Genomic DNA, 13,599 nt, shown 5'->3' with positions numbered 1-13,599 from the left:
CAAAGGCTTTGTTGCCCTTGATCGCCCCGCAACGGTTAAACTTCGCGCTTCTTTCAAAGGAGCTCATATGAGTCACTACCAGCCGGGCATTCTCGCCACCCCTGTTCCGCCTCACGCCCGTCATATGTTCTTCGCTCTCGAATCTGCCGCCGCGCTGCCGGCCGCGCTTGATCACCTGATTCAACTGGCCGACGGCAAGTCCGCCGTGGTCGGTTTCGGCGAGTCGCTGGTGCAAGCCCTGCACGCGCAAATCGACGGTCTGCGGGTGTTCCCGGCGATGACCGGGGTTGGCGTCGATAACCCGTCGACCCAACACGCGCTGTGGTGCTGGTTGCATGGCGAGGATCGCGGTGAGCTGCTCAATCGCAGCACCGCGTGCGAAGCCGCGCTGGCCCCGGCATTTCGTCTGGTGCAGATGAACGAAACCTTCCGCCACCGCACCGGCCACGACCTGACCGGCTACGAAGACGGCACCGAAAACCCGCACGACGAAGCCGCCGTCGCCGCCGCACTGGTCGGCGAGGGCGCTGACGGTCTGGTCGGTGGCAGCTTCGCCGCGATCCAGCAATGGCAGCATGACCTCAAAGGTTTCCACGCCATGTCGTCCCAGGTGAAGGACGACATCATGGGCCGCCGGCTCAGCGATAACGAAGAACTCGACGACGCGCCAATCTCCGCCCACGTCAAACGCACCGCCCAGGAAAGCTTCGCCCCGGAAGCCTTCGTGGTGCGCCGTTCGATGCCGTGGATCGACGGCGAGCGCGCCGGTTTGATGTTCCTCGCGTTCGGTTTTTCCCTCGACGCTTACGAAGCCCAATTGCGCCGCATGAGCGGTCTTGAGGACGGCATCACCGACGGTTTGTACCGCATCAGCCGGCCGATAACCGGCGGCTATTACTGGTGCCCGCCGTTGCAGGACGGCCACCTCGACCTGCGCGCATTGCGCATCGGCTGACAATCAAGGAGTGACTATGAACGTGGTGCGTTGGGGCATGATCGGTTGTGGCAGCGTCGCTGAGCGTAAAAGCGGCCCGGCCTTCTACAAGGCGCCCGGCTCGGCGCTGGTGGCGGTGATGGGCCGGCGACTCGACGCGGTCAGCGATTACGCCGCGCGTCACGGCATCGCCCGGGTCTACACCGACGCGCAAGCGTTGATCGACGACCCCGAGGTCGACGCGGTATACATCGCCACGCCTCCCGACAGTCACCACGCTTACGCTTTGATGGTCGCCGCCGCTGGCAAACATTGCTGCGTGGAAAAACCGATGTCGCTCAGCGCCGGGCAAAGTCGGGCGATGCAGCAGGTGTTCAGCGACGCCGGTTTGCACCTGTTCGTTTCCTACTATCGACGCTCGTTGCCGCGCTTCCAGCAAGTGCGGCAGTGGCTGGAAGAGGGCCGCATCGGCGAGGTTCGGCACCTGACCTGGACCCTGACCAAAGCGCCTTCGCCGACCGACCTGACTGGTGCCGACAACTGGCGTACCGACCCGACGATTGCCGGTGGCGGTTACTTCGCCGACCTCGCCAGCCATGGTTTTGACCTGTTCCAATACCTGCTTGGCGACATTCAGGCAGTGGCTGGTTTCACCGCGCGTCAGGCCGGTTTGTATGCGGCGGAAGATGCGGTCAGCGCCACGTGGCGCTTCGCGTCTGGCGCCACAGGCATGGGTTGCTGGAACTTCGTCGCCGACCGGCGCGAGGACCGCGTCGAGCTGATTGGCAGCAAGGGCCGAATCACTTTCTCCGTGTTCGACGAACATCCTGTGCAGCTTGCAGCCGATGAAAACCTCAGCCTGAATATCGACAATCACCAACACATCCAGTGGCACCACGTGCTAGGCATGAACGCGCATATCCGCGGCGAATCGCAACACCCGGCACTGGCTGCGGAGGCGCTGAAAACCGATTGGGTAATGGACCAAATCCTCAACCGCTAACAAAAATCCTGTAGCAGCTGCCGAGCCTGCGAGGCTGCGTTCGGCGGCGCAGCCGTCGCAAACCCTGCCTGCACGTCATTGGCTGATTTGACGACGGATTTGCCGCCGGACGCAGCCTCGCGGTGCTCGGCAGCTGCTACATGAAGGGTTCGTTTTTGCTGCGAATCTAACCTTATGCTCAAACAGTATTTCTCAAGCAACGGCACCCTTCTCTAAGATCACGTCATAACTCGTTATAACAAGTGATCTGCGATGACCGATAACGTACTTTCCTTAAGCAGCGTTCCGCTGCACACCCAACTGCGCGACGTGTTGCGTGCGCGGATTCTCGATGGCGAATACCCGCAAGACAGCCAGATGCCGTCCGAAAGCGAGCTCGGCGCGCTGTTCAAAGTCAGCCGCATTACCGTGCGCCAGGCGCTCGGCGATCTGCAAAAAGAAGGGCTGATCTTCAAGATCCACGGCAAAGGCACCTTCGTCGCCAAACCGAAAACCTTTCAAAACGTCAGCACCCTGCAAGGCCTCGCCGAGTCGATGACCGGTCGCGGCTACGAGGTGATCAACCGCCTGCGCAGCTTCAAATTCATCGCCGCCGACAAACTCGTCGCCGAGCGTTTGCAAGTCGCCGAAGGGGAAACCGTCGCGCAAATCAAACGCGTGCGACTGATCAACCGCGAGCCGATCTCGCTGGAGATCACCTACCTGCCGCAGGCCATCGGCGAGCGGCTGGAGAAGGCTGATCTGGTCACTCGCGACATCTTCCTGATCCTCGAAAACGACTGTGGCTTGGCGCTCGGGCATGCCGATCTGGCGATTGACGCTGTGCTTGCCGACAGCGACCTGACCCAGGCGCTGAACGTCGAAGCCGGCTCGCCAATCATGCGCATCGAGCGTCTGACCCACGATGCCGACGGCCGCCCCGTGGACTTCGAACACCTTTATTACCGTGGCGATGCCTTCCAGTACCGCTTGCGGATCGACCGGCAAAAAGGGGATCGGGCATGACCCACAGTTCCAGCTCCATGAATAGAAAGACGCTCGAACAGGAATACGACATCGTCGTGATCGGCGGCGGCACCGCGGGCCCGATGGCGGCCATCAAAGCCAAGGAACGCAACCGCGATTTGCGCGTGTTGCTGATCGACAAGGCCAACGTCAAGCGCAGCGGTGCCATCAGCATGGGCATGGACGGCTTGAACAACGCGATCATTCCCGGGCACTCGACGCCGGAGCAATACACCAAGGAAATCACCATCGCCAACGACGGCATCGTCAACCAGGCTGCGGTCTACGCCTATGCGACCCACAGCTTCGAAACCATCGAGCAGTTGGACCGCTGGGGCGTGAAGTTCGAGAAGGACGAAACCGGCGATTACGCGGTCAAGAAGGTCCACCACATGGGCGCCTACGTGTTGCCGATGCCGGAAGGACACGACATCAAGAAAGTGCTTTATCGCCAGTTGAAACGGGCACGCGTGAGCATCACCAATCGCGTGGTTTGCACGCGTTTGCTGACGGACGAAGAGGGCGCGGTCAACGGTTTGATGGGCTTCGATTGCCGTACCGCCGACTTCCATGTGATCAAGGCCAAAGCGGTGATCCTCGCCTGCGGCGCCGCCGGGCGACTGGGCCTGCCGTCCTCGGGCTACCTGATGGGCACCTACGAAAACCCGACCAATGCTGGCGACGGCTACGCCATGGCCTATCACGCCGGGGCCGAACTGGCGAACCTCGAGTGCTTCCAGATCAACCCGCTGATCAAGGATTACAACGGCCCGGCCTGCGCCTACGTCACCGGTCCATTGGGCGGCTACACCGCCAATAACAAGGGCGAACGCTTCATCGAATGTGACTACTGGAGCGGCCAGATGATGTGGGAGTTCCACCAGGAACTCGAAAGCGGCAACGGTCCGGTATTCCTCAAACTCGACCACTTGGCCGAGGAAACCATCCAGAACATCGAAGAGATTCTGCACAGCAACGAGCGCCCGAGTCGCGGCCAGTTTCACGCCAATCGCGGCACCGACTACCGCACGCAGATGGTCGAAATGCACATCTCTGAAATCGGTTTTTGCAGCGGACATTCGGCGTCTGGCGTGTGGGTCAACGAGCGTGCCGAAACCTCGGTGAAGGGTTTGTACTCGGCCGGCGACATGGCGGCGGTGCCGCACAACTACATGCTTGGCGCGTTTACCTATGGCTGGTTTGCCGGAACCAACGCGGCGGATTTTGTCGCCGGGCGCGAATTTTCCGCGGTGAATGCCGAGCAAATCGAAACGGAAAAACAGCGGGTTTACGCACCGCTCGATCGCGAACACGGTCTGCCACCAGCGCAAGTCGAATACAAGCTGCGGCGCTTTGTGAACGATTACCTGCAACCGCCGAAGGTCACCAAGAAGATGCAAATCGGCCTGCAGCGTTTCAGCGATATCCAGCGCGATCTCGATCAGATCAAGGCGCACAACCCCCACGAGCTGATGCGCGCGATGGAAGTCAGCATGATCCGCGACTGCGCCGAAATGGCCGCGCGTGCCTCGCTGTTCCGCGCCGAAAGTCGCTGGGGGCTTTACCACTATCGCGTCGATCACCCGCAACGCAACGACAGCGACTGGTTCTGCCATTGCCATTTGAAGAAGGGCGACGACGGCCAGATGACCAGTTTCAAGAAAGCCGTCGAGCCTTACATCATCCCGCTCGATGCCGAAGAAATGCAGGCCTACGACCGGCTGCGCGTCGGCGCGTTTGCGGCCTGACGATCAATCAGAGAGAGTCCGAACCATGGCCTATCAACCCCAGGAAATCTTCTTCCGCTCCAACGCGCCGGTTACGGTCGACGAAGATCTGTGCATTGCTCACAAGGGCTGCACCGTGTGCGTCGACGTCTGCCCGATGGACCTGTTGGCGATCAATCCGGCCACGCAAAAGGCCTACATGGCGTTCGACGAATGCTGGTACTGCATGCCCTGTGAAAAGGACTGCCCGACCAGTGCAGTGAAAGTGGAGATCCCGTACCTCTTGCGCTGAATCACCCTTTGTAGGAGTGAGCCTGCTCGCGATAGCGGTAGGTCAGCCAGTGAGATGTTGGATGTGTGACCGCCATCGCGAGCAGGCTCACTCCTACATTCTGACAACCCAGAAAAATGCCATCCGGCAACCACCGGACGCCAGATTCAAAACACCCCTCGTTTCCCACCGCGCCCTGATCGTGGCGGAGACGAACATCCTATAAATGATTCGAGGGGCAACACTCATGTCTTTGCATACATTGCTGCGTGCAGGATTCGCCGGTCTGCTACTGGCCACATTCACCATGTCGGCCTCGGCTGAAACCATCCGCATCGCCATCGGCACCCAGGACACCACCATCAACTGCGCCGCTGGCGGGTTGTTGATCCGCGAACTTGGTCTGCTCGACAAATACCTGCCTCACGACGGCCAATACAAAGACGCCAAATACGAGGTGGAGTGGAAGAACTTCACCAGCGGCGCACCGCTGACCAACGAGATGGTCGCCGGCAAACTCGACTTCGGCGCCATGGCCGATTTCCCCGGCGCGTTCAACGGCGTCGCCTTCGAAACCGCCGGCAAGCACAGCCTGTTTATCAGCGTGCTCTCGGGCAGCATCAAGGGCAGCGGCAACGGCATCGTGGTGCCGAGCGCGTCCGGTGTGCAGTCGCTGGCGGAGCTCAAAGGCAAGACCATTTCCGTGCCGTTCGCCTCCACCGCGCACGGCATGTTGCTGCGCGCGGTCGCTGCGCAGGGCTGGGATCCGCTCAAAGATGTGAACATCATCGCGCAGCCGCCGGAAGTCGCCGGTTCCGCGTTGCAGGCTGGCAAGATCGACGCTCACGCGGACTTTGTGCCATTCGCCGAACTGTTCCCGAGCCGGGGTTTCGCGCGCAAGATTTATGACGGTTCCCAGGCCAATGCGCCGACGTTCCATGGCGCGTTGGTCGATCAGGCGTATGCGAAAAAGTACCCGGAAATCGTCGTCGCTTACCTGCGTGCAAGCATCGAAGCCAATCAATTGCTCAGCGCCGAACCGGAGAAATACAGCGAGTTGATCGCCAAAGTCACCGGGGTGGATGCCGAGGTCAATTACCTGTTCTACGGCCCGTTGGGCGTGCAAACCCGCGACCTGAGCTGGAAACCGGAATACCGCCAAGCGGTCGGCACGGCAATCGACACGCTGAAGTTGCTGAAGAAGGCTGATCGCGGTCTCGACCTCAACACCTTTATCGACGATCAGTACATCCGCGCCGCGTTCCAGGCCTCGAATCTCGACTACACCGCGCAACTGGCGAACTACGCGCCGACACCGATCCACGGCGTGGACGGCGCGACCGGCAAAGCCATCACCGACGTCAGTCATGTCGCCGAGATCTGGGTGCGCGGCGAGCCGAAAGTGCGCCAATACGCTTCGGCGGACGCGGCGTTCAGCGCGTTGGCCGGGTTGAAATCGCAAGGCAAAAACATCCGCGCGGTGTATGCGCAGGCCAGCGACAGCGGGATCAAATTGCTGGCGGATCAGGCGTGGTTTGCCAGCGATGCCAAGGGCCGACTCAGCGCATTCCTGCTCAAGGGCCAGGCCCAGCAATTCGCCACCGCTCAGGGCGGCAAAGTGCTCGACTTCACCGACGCCACAACCCAGGCCGTCGCCACTCGCTAACCCCACCACACCGCAATTCCCCTGTGGGAGCGAGCCTGCTCGCGATGGGGGTGGATCAGCCAACAAAAAATGCTGAATGTCAGACCGCAATCGCGAGCAGGCTCGCTCCCACAGTGATCTCGGTTGAGAGGAAGATCTATGTCACGATCCATAACACGCTGGATTCCAAGAGCCGCTTCGCTGCTGCTCTGCCTGCTGTTCTGGCAATTCGCTGCCAGCGGTCACTGGAACCTCGGCCTGGTGACCTTCGCCAACGTGCCGACGCCGCTGGCCGTGGTCGACGCCGCGCTCGGCCTCGGCGACTCCGGCAAACTGGCGCAGCACCTCAGCAGCAGCCTCAGCCGGGTATTCGCCGGTTACCTCGCGGCGCTGATCATCGGCATCGCTTTGGGCCTGGCCATCGGCCGCTCGAAATGGGCCGAAGACCTGTTGTTGCCGCCACTCGAAGTGCTGCGGCCGATTCCCGCCGTCGCCTGGATTCCGCTGGCGATCCTGATGTTTCCGTCGTCGGAACTGTCGATGGTGTTCATCACCTTCACCGGCGCGCTGTTCCCGATTCTGCTCAATACCGTGCACGGTGTCGAAGGCGTCGATCCACGCCTGATCGCCTCGGCCAGAAGCCTCGGGGCAGGGCGCCGGGCGATCCTGCTGGAAGTAATCCTGCCGGGCGCCGCGCCGAGCATCATCACCGGCCTCGCCATCGGCATGGGCACCTCGTGGTTTTGCCTGGTGACCGCCGAAATGATCTCCGGCCAGTACGGCATCGGCTATTACACCTGGGAGTCGTACACCATCCAGAACTACGCCGACATCGTCGTCGGCATGTTGCTGATCGGCGTGCTCGGGATGGGCAGCAGCCTGCTGATCAAGCGCCTCGGCGGGCTGTTCACGCCTTGGCATCGACCACGAGGAAAAGCCTGATGAGCGTTTTGCAGCATCCAGAAGGGCGCATCGATATCGCCCAATTGTCGATCAGCCTCGGTGAGGGCAGTGCCGCGTTCGAAGCCGTGCAAGGTCTGGATTGCCAGATCGGGCCGGGGCAATTCGTGTGCATTCTCGGCCCGTCCGGTTGCGGTAAATCGACCTTGCTCGGTGCCTTGGCCGGGCATCTGCAACCGCGTGTCGGCACCCTTAATGTCGACGGCGCGCCGATCCTCGGCCCGTCGCCGCAGCGCGGGATGGTGTTCCAGCATCACACACTGTTCCCGTGGCGCACGGTCCGCGACAACGTCGCTTTTGGCCTGAAAATGCGTGGCATCGGCAAGGCTGAACGGCACCAAGCGGCCGATGAAATCCTCGCGCTGGTCGGCCTCGAAGGCTTTGCCGAACGCTGGCCGGATCAGCTCTCCGGCGGCATGCAGCAACGCGTGGAAATCGCCCGCGTGCTGATCAATCGTCCGCGCCTGTTGCTGATGGACGAGCCGTTCGGCGCGCTCGACGCCCTGACGCGGCTGAACATGCAAGAGCTGCTGCTGGACATCTGGACGCGGATCCGCACCACCGTGGTGTTCGTCACCCATGACATCGACGAGGCACTGTTCCTCGCCGATCGCCTGCTGGTGATGAGCTCGCGACCCGGGCGAATCATCGAAGACCTGCGCCTCGACTTCCCGCGACCGCGCACCACTGAACTGGTCACCAGTCACGAATTTTCACGCTTGAAGCGTCATTGCCTCGAGCTCCTGCGTCACGAGGACGGTCGGCAATTACCCCGCCTGAACCCCCTCGGACTTCCCCAAGAAAACAAACTGCCGCGATTTGCCCTATGACCTCATTATTTGAAACAACCGAAAACCACGACATCCTTGCCCTGCAACCGCGCCTGACCGACGACGATCCGGGCGTGCGGCGCATTGCGCTGATTGAATTGGCAGACCTTGAAGAGCCGGAGGGCTTGCTCTGGCTGGTTGATCGACTGGCCCACGACCCGACTGAAGAAGTGCGCGCCGAAGCCGCGCGATTGCTCGAAGCCTGGGAGGATGAGCCGGTGGTTGAGGCGCTGTGCCGGGCGCTGACTGATCCGTCAGTGGCTGTGCAGTCTGCCGCTGCGCAGAGTTTGAGCCTGCTCAAGAGTGAAGCGGCCGGACGGGTAATTCTGCCGTGGACCGGGCATGCCGATGTCAGCGTGCGGGTGGCGGCGTTCCGGGCGTTGCGCGAGTTGCGTTTCCCGCAGGCGGCTGACGCGGCGTTGCTTGCGTTGGCGGACGAGGAGGCCAGTGTGCGCCGCGAGGCTGTGGGTGTGCTGGGCTGGCTCAAGCAACTGGATGCATTGCCGGCGTTGGCGCGATTGGCCAGCGCCGACCCGGACACCGAAGTGCGTCGCGCGGCCACCGGCGCGCTGGGTTTGGCCTCGGATATTCAGGTGTTGCCGGCGCTGCGCCAGGCCTTGAAGGATCACGCGTGGCAAGTGCGTGAAGAGGCCGCGACCACGCTGGGCAAAGTCGGCCATGTCGATGCAGGCCCGGCGCTGGTCGAAGCCTTGAGCGACGATTATTGGCAAGTCAGGTTGCGGGCCACGCGCAGCCTCGGGCGTTTGCGATTTGCCGCGGCCCTTGATGCGCTGATCGAAACCCTCGGCCATCGCATCAGCAACTTGCGCAAGGAAGCGGCGTTGGCGCTCGGCGAGTTGCATGACCGAGGCGCCATCGCCGCCCTGCAAGCCGCGCAGGACGACGGCGACCCGGAAGTGCGCAAAGCGGTGCGCATTGCCTTGAGCCAGTTGCAATGAACCCGCTGGCGGTGGGCAACTCCCAGAGCAGACAGCAACTACGGCTGAACTGGCCGGATGGCCGCGAACAGTTGCTCGATCACGCCGAACTGCGCCGCCAATGCCCGTGCTCGCAATGCCGGGCCTTTCGGCTGCAAGGGCTGACAGTGAAGGTTGATTCGCGGATTCGTCTGGTCGAGCTGAACAGCCAGGGCTACGGCCTGCAACTGATCTTCAGCGACGGCCACCAACGCGGCATTTACCCGTGGGCCTACCTCTCAGCCTTGCCCTCAATCCTGGCGTCATCAACGACACGGAAAAACACTTCACCCCAAACCAAAAGCCACGTAACTTGACGCGCAAAATAATAAACGCTGATTAAGGATGATGCGCGTGGGAGCTTTTCGGCTTTTGCTGGCGGTGCTGGTAGCGATTTCGCACATGGGCGTGACGGTTTGGGGATTTAATCCCGGCGTGGTCGCGGTAGTGTCCTTTCTGATCATCAGCGGGTTTGTGATGACTTCGCTGATCGAGCGCAATTACAACGCGCCGACGCAATTCCCGTTGTTTTACCTGGATCGGGTGCTGCGGCTCTACCCACAATTTCTGCTGTACTTCGTCAGTTCCTGCGCGGTGATTTATTTCCTCCTGCCCGGCACCCCGCAAGCCGCCGCACTGACCGTCGAAAACATCGCCACCAGCCTGCCCATCGTGCCGTTGGGTTTCTATATGTTCGGCATCACCGTGCCGGAAATTCTGCCGGCGGGCTGGTCGTTGGGGCTGGAAATGTGTTTCTACCTGCTGATCCCGTTTCTGCTGGTCTATCGGCTTCGCGGCGTCGCGTTTGCGGGCTCGGTCGCGGTGTTCCTGAGCGCAACGCTCGGCTACCTAAACACCGACGTCTACGGCTACCGATTGTTACCCGGCGTGCTGTTCATTTTTCTCTGCGGCAGCTACCTGTACAGGATGCGCGCGCGGGCAGGGGTTATCGTCGCAACCACAGCCATTGCGGCGGCGCTGCTGTTTCTGGCGATAGTGACGGGATGGATCGCTCGGCGACCGTTCAACGCCGAAGTGACTCTCGGCATCGCTCTGGGCATTCCGGCGGTTTTCCTGCTGAGTAAACTGAAATACCACCGCATCGACGAGTTGCTGGGCAACATCAGCTACGGCGTGTTCCTCAATCACTTCGTGGTCATGTATGTGCTGCGCGCGTTTTGGCCGGTGGCTTACGACGCAACAATCATCAACTCGGTGTTGTTGCTGTCATTCACGTTCAGCGGCCTTTCGTATTACTTCGTCGAGCGCCCGGCGTTGAAGCTGCGCCACTTCCTCAGAGCTGGCGGCGGTCGCAGCATACTTCCTCACCTGCAAAACACAACGGCCGCCTGACCCGCAGCCATTGGCCAAGGTCAGCTCAAATAGCCAGTGGCCTGCACCAAATGAGCATCCTGCACAACAGCGATAAAGTGCAAAGGCATGTGCGGTTGCTCATCAGCGGCAGGGACTTCGAAGCCGCCAACAATCTGGAGATGTCGCTCGGTGAGATCGGTCGACTTCTCTGCCATTTCCTTAGCCATTCTCGCGTGGTTCGCTGCGATTTCATTGAGAGTTGACACGGTTACATCTCCAGGGACTGATCAAACTGATATGAGTGTAGCCGCGTCAGAATTATGTCGTCGCGGGCTGACAAGAGCGGCCATTGCAACTCCTGCGCCATGCGCATCCACGCCAGACATGCCAGGTATTCATAAGCGACGAGTGGCGTTTTGTGCGGTAAAAGCTTCATGGAAAAAACCGCCCGAGCACCATGTCGCACATTTTCCCGGCCATGAAAAAGCCCGCAGGCAGCGGGCTTGATCATGTCTTCGCAGTTTGTCCGGATAGATCAGCTGCCGGAGCCGCTGCCTCCTTTACCTTCGCCGCCACCCTTGGCGCCGCCGCTTGGCGTCGGGCCGTTATCGGTGGTGCCAGCATCGGCGCCGTTGGACATCGAGCCTTTGGTGCCATCAATCCCGGTCGCCGACTTGCCGCCGTCCGTGCCCGTGCCGACGCTGTTGGTTTCGTTACCTTGAGGCTGCGCGGTGCCGGGTGGAAGGGCGGAACCTTCGGTGGTCTTGTCCGCAGCGAGCGCGTACAGCGAGCCAGTGGAAAGAAGGCCGGCGAGGGTGAGAACTGCCAATGTGTTTTTCATCGTTCAAGTCTTCCGTGCGAGTGATTGACACAATATTGGAAGAACGACGTTTCAAAAGGTGCTGAGCAGCGGACGAGCGGCATGTATCGGAATATGTCGACGAGCTGCGGGAAGGGTACGAGAAGAGTGCGGGAAGAGTGCGATAAGAGTTGAACCCGCCAGTACGGCGGGTTCGAAGGGTGTGTCAGAGTTTTGGCAACTGGCCGATGCGGCCAAGCATTTCGGTCACGATCTGCAAGTCGAGCATGAACTGGTCAACCGTCTTGAACTCGTTGTCAGTGTGGCCGGTGTATTTGACTTCAGGTCGCGCGAGGCCGAACTGCACGCCGTTCGGCAATTCATGCACCGAAGTAGCGCCGGCCGACGTGCCGAACTTGTGCTCCATGCCGAGGTTTTCGGTGGCCACGACCAGCAACGCCTTGACCCATTCACCCTCAGGGTTGCGGTACATCGGCGCGGCGATCGAGTAATCGAAGTTCGCCGCAACTTTGGACTTGCTGCTCCAGGCGCTGATCTTGTCGGCGATTTCCTTCTTCAGCGCGTCCGGCGTCTTGCCCTTCGGCACGCGCAGGTTAACCGCCAATTTGAAGGTCTTGTCATCCAGCGCAACATACGTCAGCGAAGTGGTCAGCGGGCCCATGAAGTCATCGGCAAAACCGACACCCAACTTGCCACCGAGGTAATCCAGGCCCCAGTTGTCCGCGGCATAACGCGCCGCGTCGGTGATGTGGTTGTGCTTGAAGGCGATTTTGCCGTCGAGGCTACTAATGAAGTAGAGCATGCGCGCGACCGGGTTGACCCCGGATTCCGGCTCGGAGGAGTGCGCGGACACACCGGTGACAGTCAGCTTGACGTCCTTGCCATCGACCACCGCTGCAACTTCAAAGTCGCCGCCATTGCGCTTGGCGTAATCGTTGCCAGCCTGTTGCAGGCTCGCGGCCAGTTCCGCAGGTTTGTCGCTGAGCAGGGTCGCGACCGACTTCGACGGAATCTGATTTGTGGCCATGCCGCCAGTCATCGAGACGATTTCGGCGCCTGTGCCTTGGCCCTTGCGCACCGGGAAGTTGCCCATCACCGTGCCGTAGCCCTTCTCGGCGATCACCACTGGATAGCCGCCATCGAGCGCCAGGTTGTAGTTCGGCGTCGGGTTGCGTTCGAAGTAGTACGGAATCGCGTCACCGGTGGTTTCTTCGGTGGTGTCGACCAACAGTTTGAAATTGCGCGCCAGTGGCAGCTTCTCTTCCTTGATGACTTTCATCGCGTACAGCGTGACGACGATGCCGTTCTTGTCATCCTCGGTGCCACGGCCGTACATGCGATCGCCGATCAGCGTGACCTTGAACGGGTCGAGTTTGGTGCCGTCCTTGAGTACCCAGTTCTCCGGCGTCACTGGCACGACATCGGCGTGCGCGTGAATGCCGACGACTTCTTCGCCAGCGCCGTCGAGCGAGATCTCGTAGACGCGGTTATCGATGTTGCGGAATTTCAGGTTGAAGGACTCGGCAAGCGCCTTGATTTTTCCGGCGATCTTGATGAATTCCGGGTTGTCGTGCTGAGCCACGCCGTCCACCTGGAACGTCGGGATTTCCACCAGTTCGCGCAGCGTTTCCTTGGCTGCAGCGCCGTACTTCACGCGAGCATAAATGCCCAGCAAACGATGGATCTCGTTCAACTGGTCGGCCGACAGGGTCTTGTTGTCGAGGAACGCAGTGATAGCGGCGCCGAGATTGTCGGTTTTAGCCAGATCGCTTTTGGCCAGACCGCCGAGGAACTGGCGGAAATCCTTGACCGAAGTGTCACTGAAGGTCTTGAGGATCGCTTCGCTTTGTTGCGCCGTGATGTTGGCCTGGGCCGACGTGGTGAACGCCGACAGGCTGGCGAGAATGAGTGTGGTTGCGGCGAGTTGCTTGAGAGAAAAATCCATTGCTGGGGGGCATTCCTTAGCGAGTCATTAGATGGAAGTGTTTGATGATGAAACAAAACATTTCCAAACTAACACCATGAGCGAGCGCGAGGGCAGCCCCAAAAACGCGATCTGTCGCACAGAAACGTAAAAGCGGCGCAGATATGAAAAATTCTGCGCGCGAGGATT

15 protein-coding genes are annotated in these 13,599 nt (G+C 60.6%); 11 read left to right on the top strand and 4 right to left on the bottom strand.

Annotation, left to right across the window (positions count from 1 at the left end; translation table 11 throughout):
* Positions 1 to 67 precede the first annotated feature (67 nt).
* The 11 genes from FBY12_RS05525 (at position 68) to FBY12_RS05475 (ending at position 10,705) form a co-directional block, all read left to right on the top strand.
* Positions 68 to 955, top strand: coding sequence for a Dyp-type peroxidase (locus tag FBY12_RS05525; RefSeq protein WP_145251825.1), 888 nt, complete (start codon positions 68 to 70; stop codon positions 953 to 955).
* 16 nt (positions 956 to 971) lie between these two features.
* Entirely contained in the window at positions 972 to 1,937 is a 966-nt protein-coding gene (locus tag FBY12_RS05520) for a Gfo/Idh/MocA family protein (protein WP_145251823.1), read from the top strand.
* 252 nt (positions 1,938 to 2,189) lie between these two features.
* Positions 2,190 to 2,942, top strand: coding sequence for a GntR family transcriptional regulator (locus FBY12_RS05515; protein WP_109504223.1), 753 nt, complete (start codon positions 2,190 to 2,192; stop codon positions 2,940 to 2,942).
* Positions 2,943 to 2,959: 17 nt separating this feature from the next.
* Positions 2,960 to 4,690, top strand: a complete 1,731-nt coding sequence (locus FBY12_RS05510; protein ID WP_092281745.1) for a fumarate reductase/succinate dehydrogenase flavoprotein subunit — start codon at positions 2,960 to 2,962, stop codon at positions 4,688 to 4,690.
* Between the two features lie 25 nt (positions 4,691 to 4,715).
* Positions 4,716 to 4,961: a ferredoxin family protein gene (locus FBY12_RS05505; RefSeq protein WP_145251821.1), complete on the top strand. Its 246-nt coding sequence runs from the start codon at positions 4,716 to 4,718 to the stop codon at positions 4,959 to 4,961.
* 226 nt (positions 4,962 to 5,187) lie between these two features.
* The gene (locus FBY12_RS05500; RefSeq protein WP_178111721.1) at positions 5,188 to 6,606 is read left to right on the top strand and encodes an ABC transporter substrate-binding protein; all 1,419 of its coding nucleotides are present in this window, start codon (positions 5,188 to 5,190) and stop codon (positions 6,604 to 6,606) included.
* 138 nt (positions 6,607 to 6,744) lie between these two features.
* The gene (locus FBY12_RS05495; RefSeq protein WP_121733123.1) at positions 6,745 to 7,527 is read left to right on the top strand and encodes an ABC transporter permease; all 783 of its coding nucleotides are present in this window, start codon (positions 6,745 to 6,747) and stop codon (positions 7,525 to 7,527) included.
* Positions 7,527 to 8,375 (top strand): ABC transporter ATP-binding protein, encoded by an 849-nt coding sequence (locus FBY12_RS05490; protein WP_121733124.1) that lies wholly within the window; start codon positions 7,527 to 7,529, stop codon positions 8,373 to 8,375. The genes FBY12_RS05495 and FBY12_RS05490 overlap by 1 nt, the downstream gene beginning before the upstream one ends.
* Positions 8,372 to 9,334, top strand: coding sequence for a HEAT repeat domain-containing protein (locus FBY12_RS05485; RefSeq protein WP_145251819.1), 963 nt, complete (start codon positions 8,372 to 8,374; stop codon positions 9,332 to 9,334). The genes FBY12_RS05490 and FBY12_RS05485 overlap by 4 nt, the downstream gene beginning before the upstream one ends.
* Positions 9,331 to 9,669 carry a DUF971 domain-containing protein gene (locus FBY12_RS05480; protein WP_145251817.1) on the top strand — a complete coding sequence of 113 codons (339 nt, stop codon included), beginning with the start codon at positions 9,331 to 9,333 and terminating at the stop codon, positions 9,667 to 9,669. The genes FBY12_RS05485 and FBY12_RS05480 overlap by 4 nt, the downstream gene beginning before the upstream one ends.
* Positions 9,670 to 9,706: 37 nt before the next feature.
* On the top strand, positions 9,707 to 10,705 hold the full coding sequence (locus tag FBY12_RS05475; protein ID WP_145251815.1) for an acyltransferase: 999 nt from the start codon (positions 9,707 to 9,709) through the stop codon (positions 10,703 to 10,705).
* A 20-nt stretch (positions 10,706 to 10,725) separates the two neighbouring features.
* Here the strand turns inward: FBY12_RS05475 and FBY12_RS05470 are convergent, their stop codons facing one another.
* The 4 genes from FBY12_RS05470 to FBY12_RS05455 all read right to left on the bottom strand — a co-directional run bounded on the left by FBY12_RS05470 (position 10,726) and on the right by FBY12_RS05455 (position 13,431).
* Entirely contained in the window at positions 10,726 to 10,932 is a 207-nt protein-coding gene (locus tag FBY12_RS05470) for a hypothetical protein (RefSeq protein ID WP_121733144.1), read from the bottom strand.
* A gap of 2 nt (positions 10,933 to 10,934) precedes the next feature.
* Positions 10,935 to 11,177, bottom strand: a complete 243-nt coding sequence (locus FBY12_RS05465; RefSeq protein ID WP_145251813.1) for a hypothetical protein — start codon at positions 11,175 to 11,177, stop codon at positions 10,935 to 10,937.
* 24 nt (positions 11,178 to 11,201) lie between these two features.
* Positions 11,202 to 11,507 carry a hypothetical protein gene (locus FBY12_RS05460; protein WP_092280664.1) on the bottom strand — a complete coding sequence of 102 codons (306 nt, stop codon included), beginning with the start codon at positions 11,505 to 11,507 and terminating at the stop codon, positions 11,202 to 11,204.
* 184 nt (positions 11,508 to 11,691) lie between these two features.
* Positions 11,692 to 13,431, bottom strand: coding sequence for a dipeptidase (locus tag FBY12_RS05455; protein WP_145251811.1), 1,740 nt, complete (start codon positions 13,429 to 13,431; stop codon positions 11,692 to 11,694).
* Positions 13,432 to 13,599: the final 168 nt, after the last annotated feature.

Source organism: Pseudomonas sp. SJZ131 (assembly GCF_007828705.1).
In the GTDB taxonomy this organism is placed as follows: Bacteria; Pseudomonadota; Gammaproteobacteria; order Pseudomonadales; family Pseudomonadaceae; genus Aquipseudomonas; species Aquipseudomonas prosekii.
Note: the sequence above shows the minus strand (reverse complement) of the source record. Positions and strands in the feature narration are given on the sequence as shown.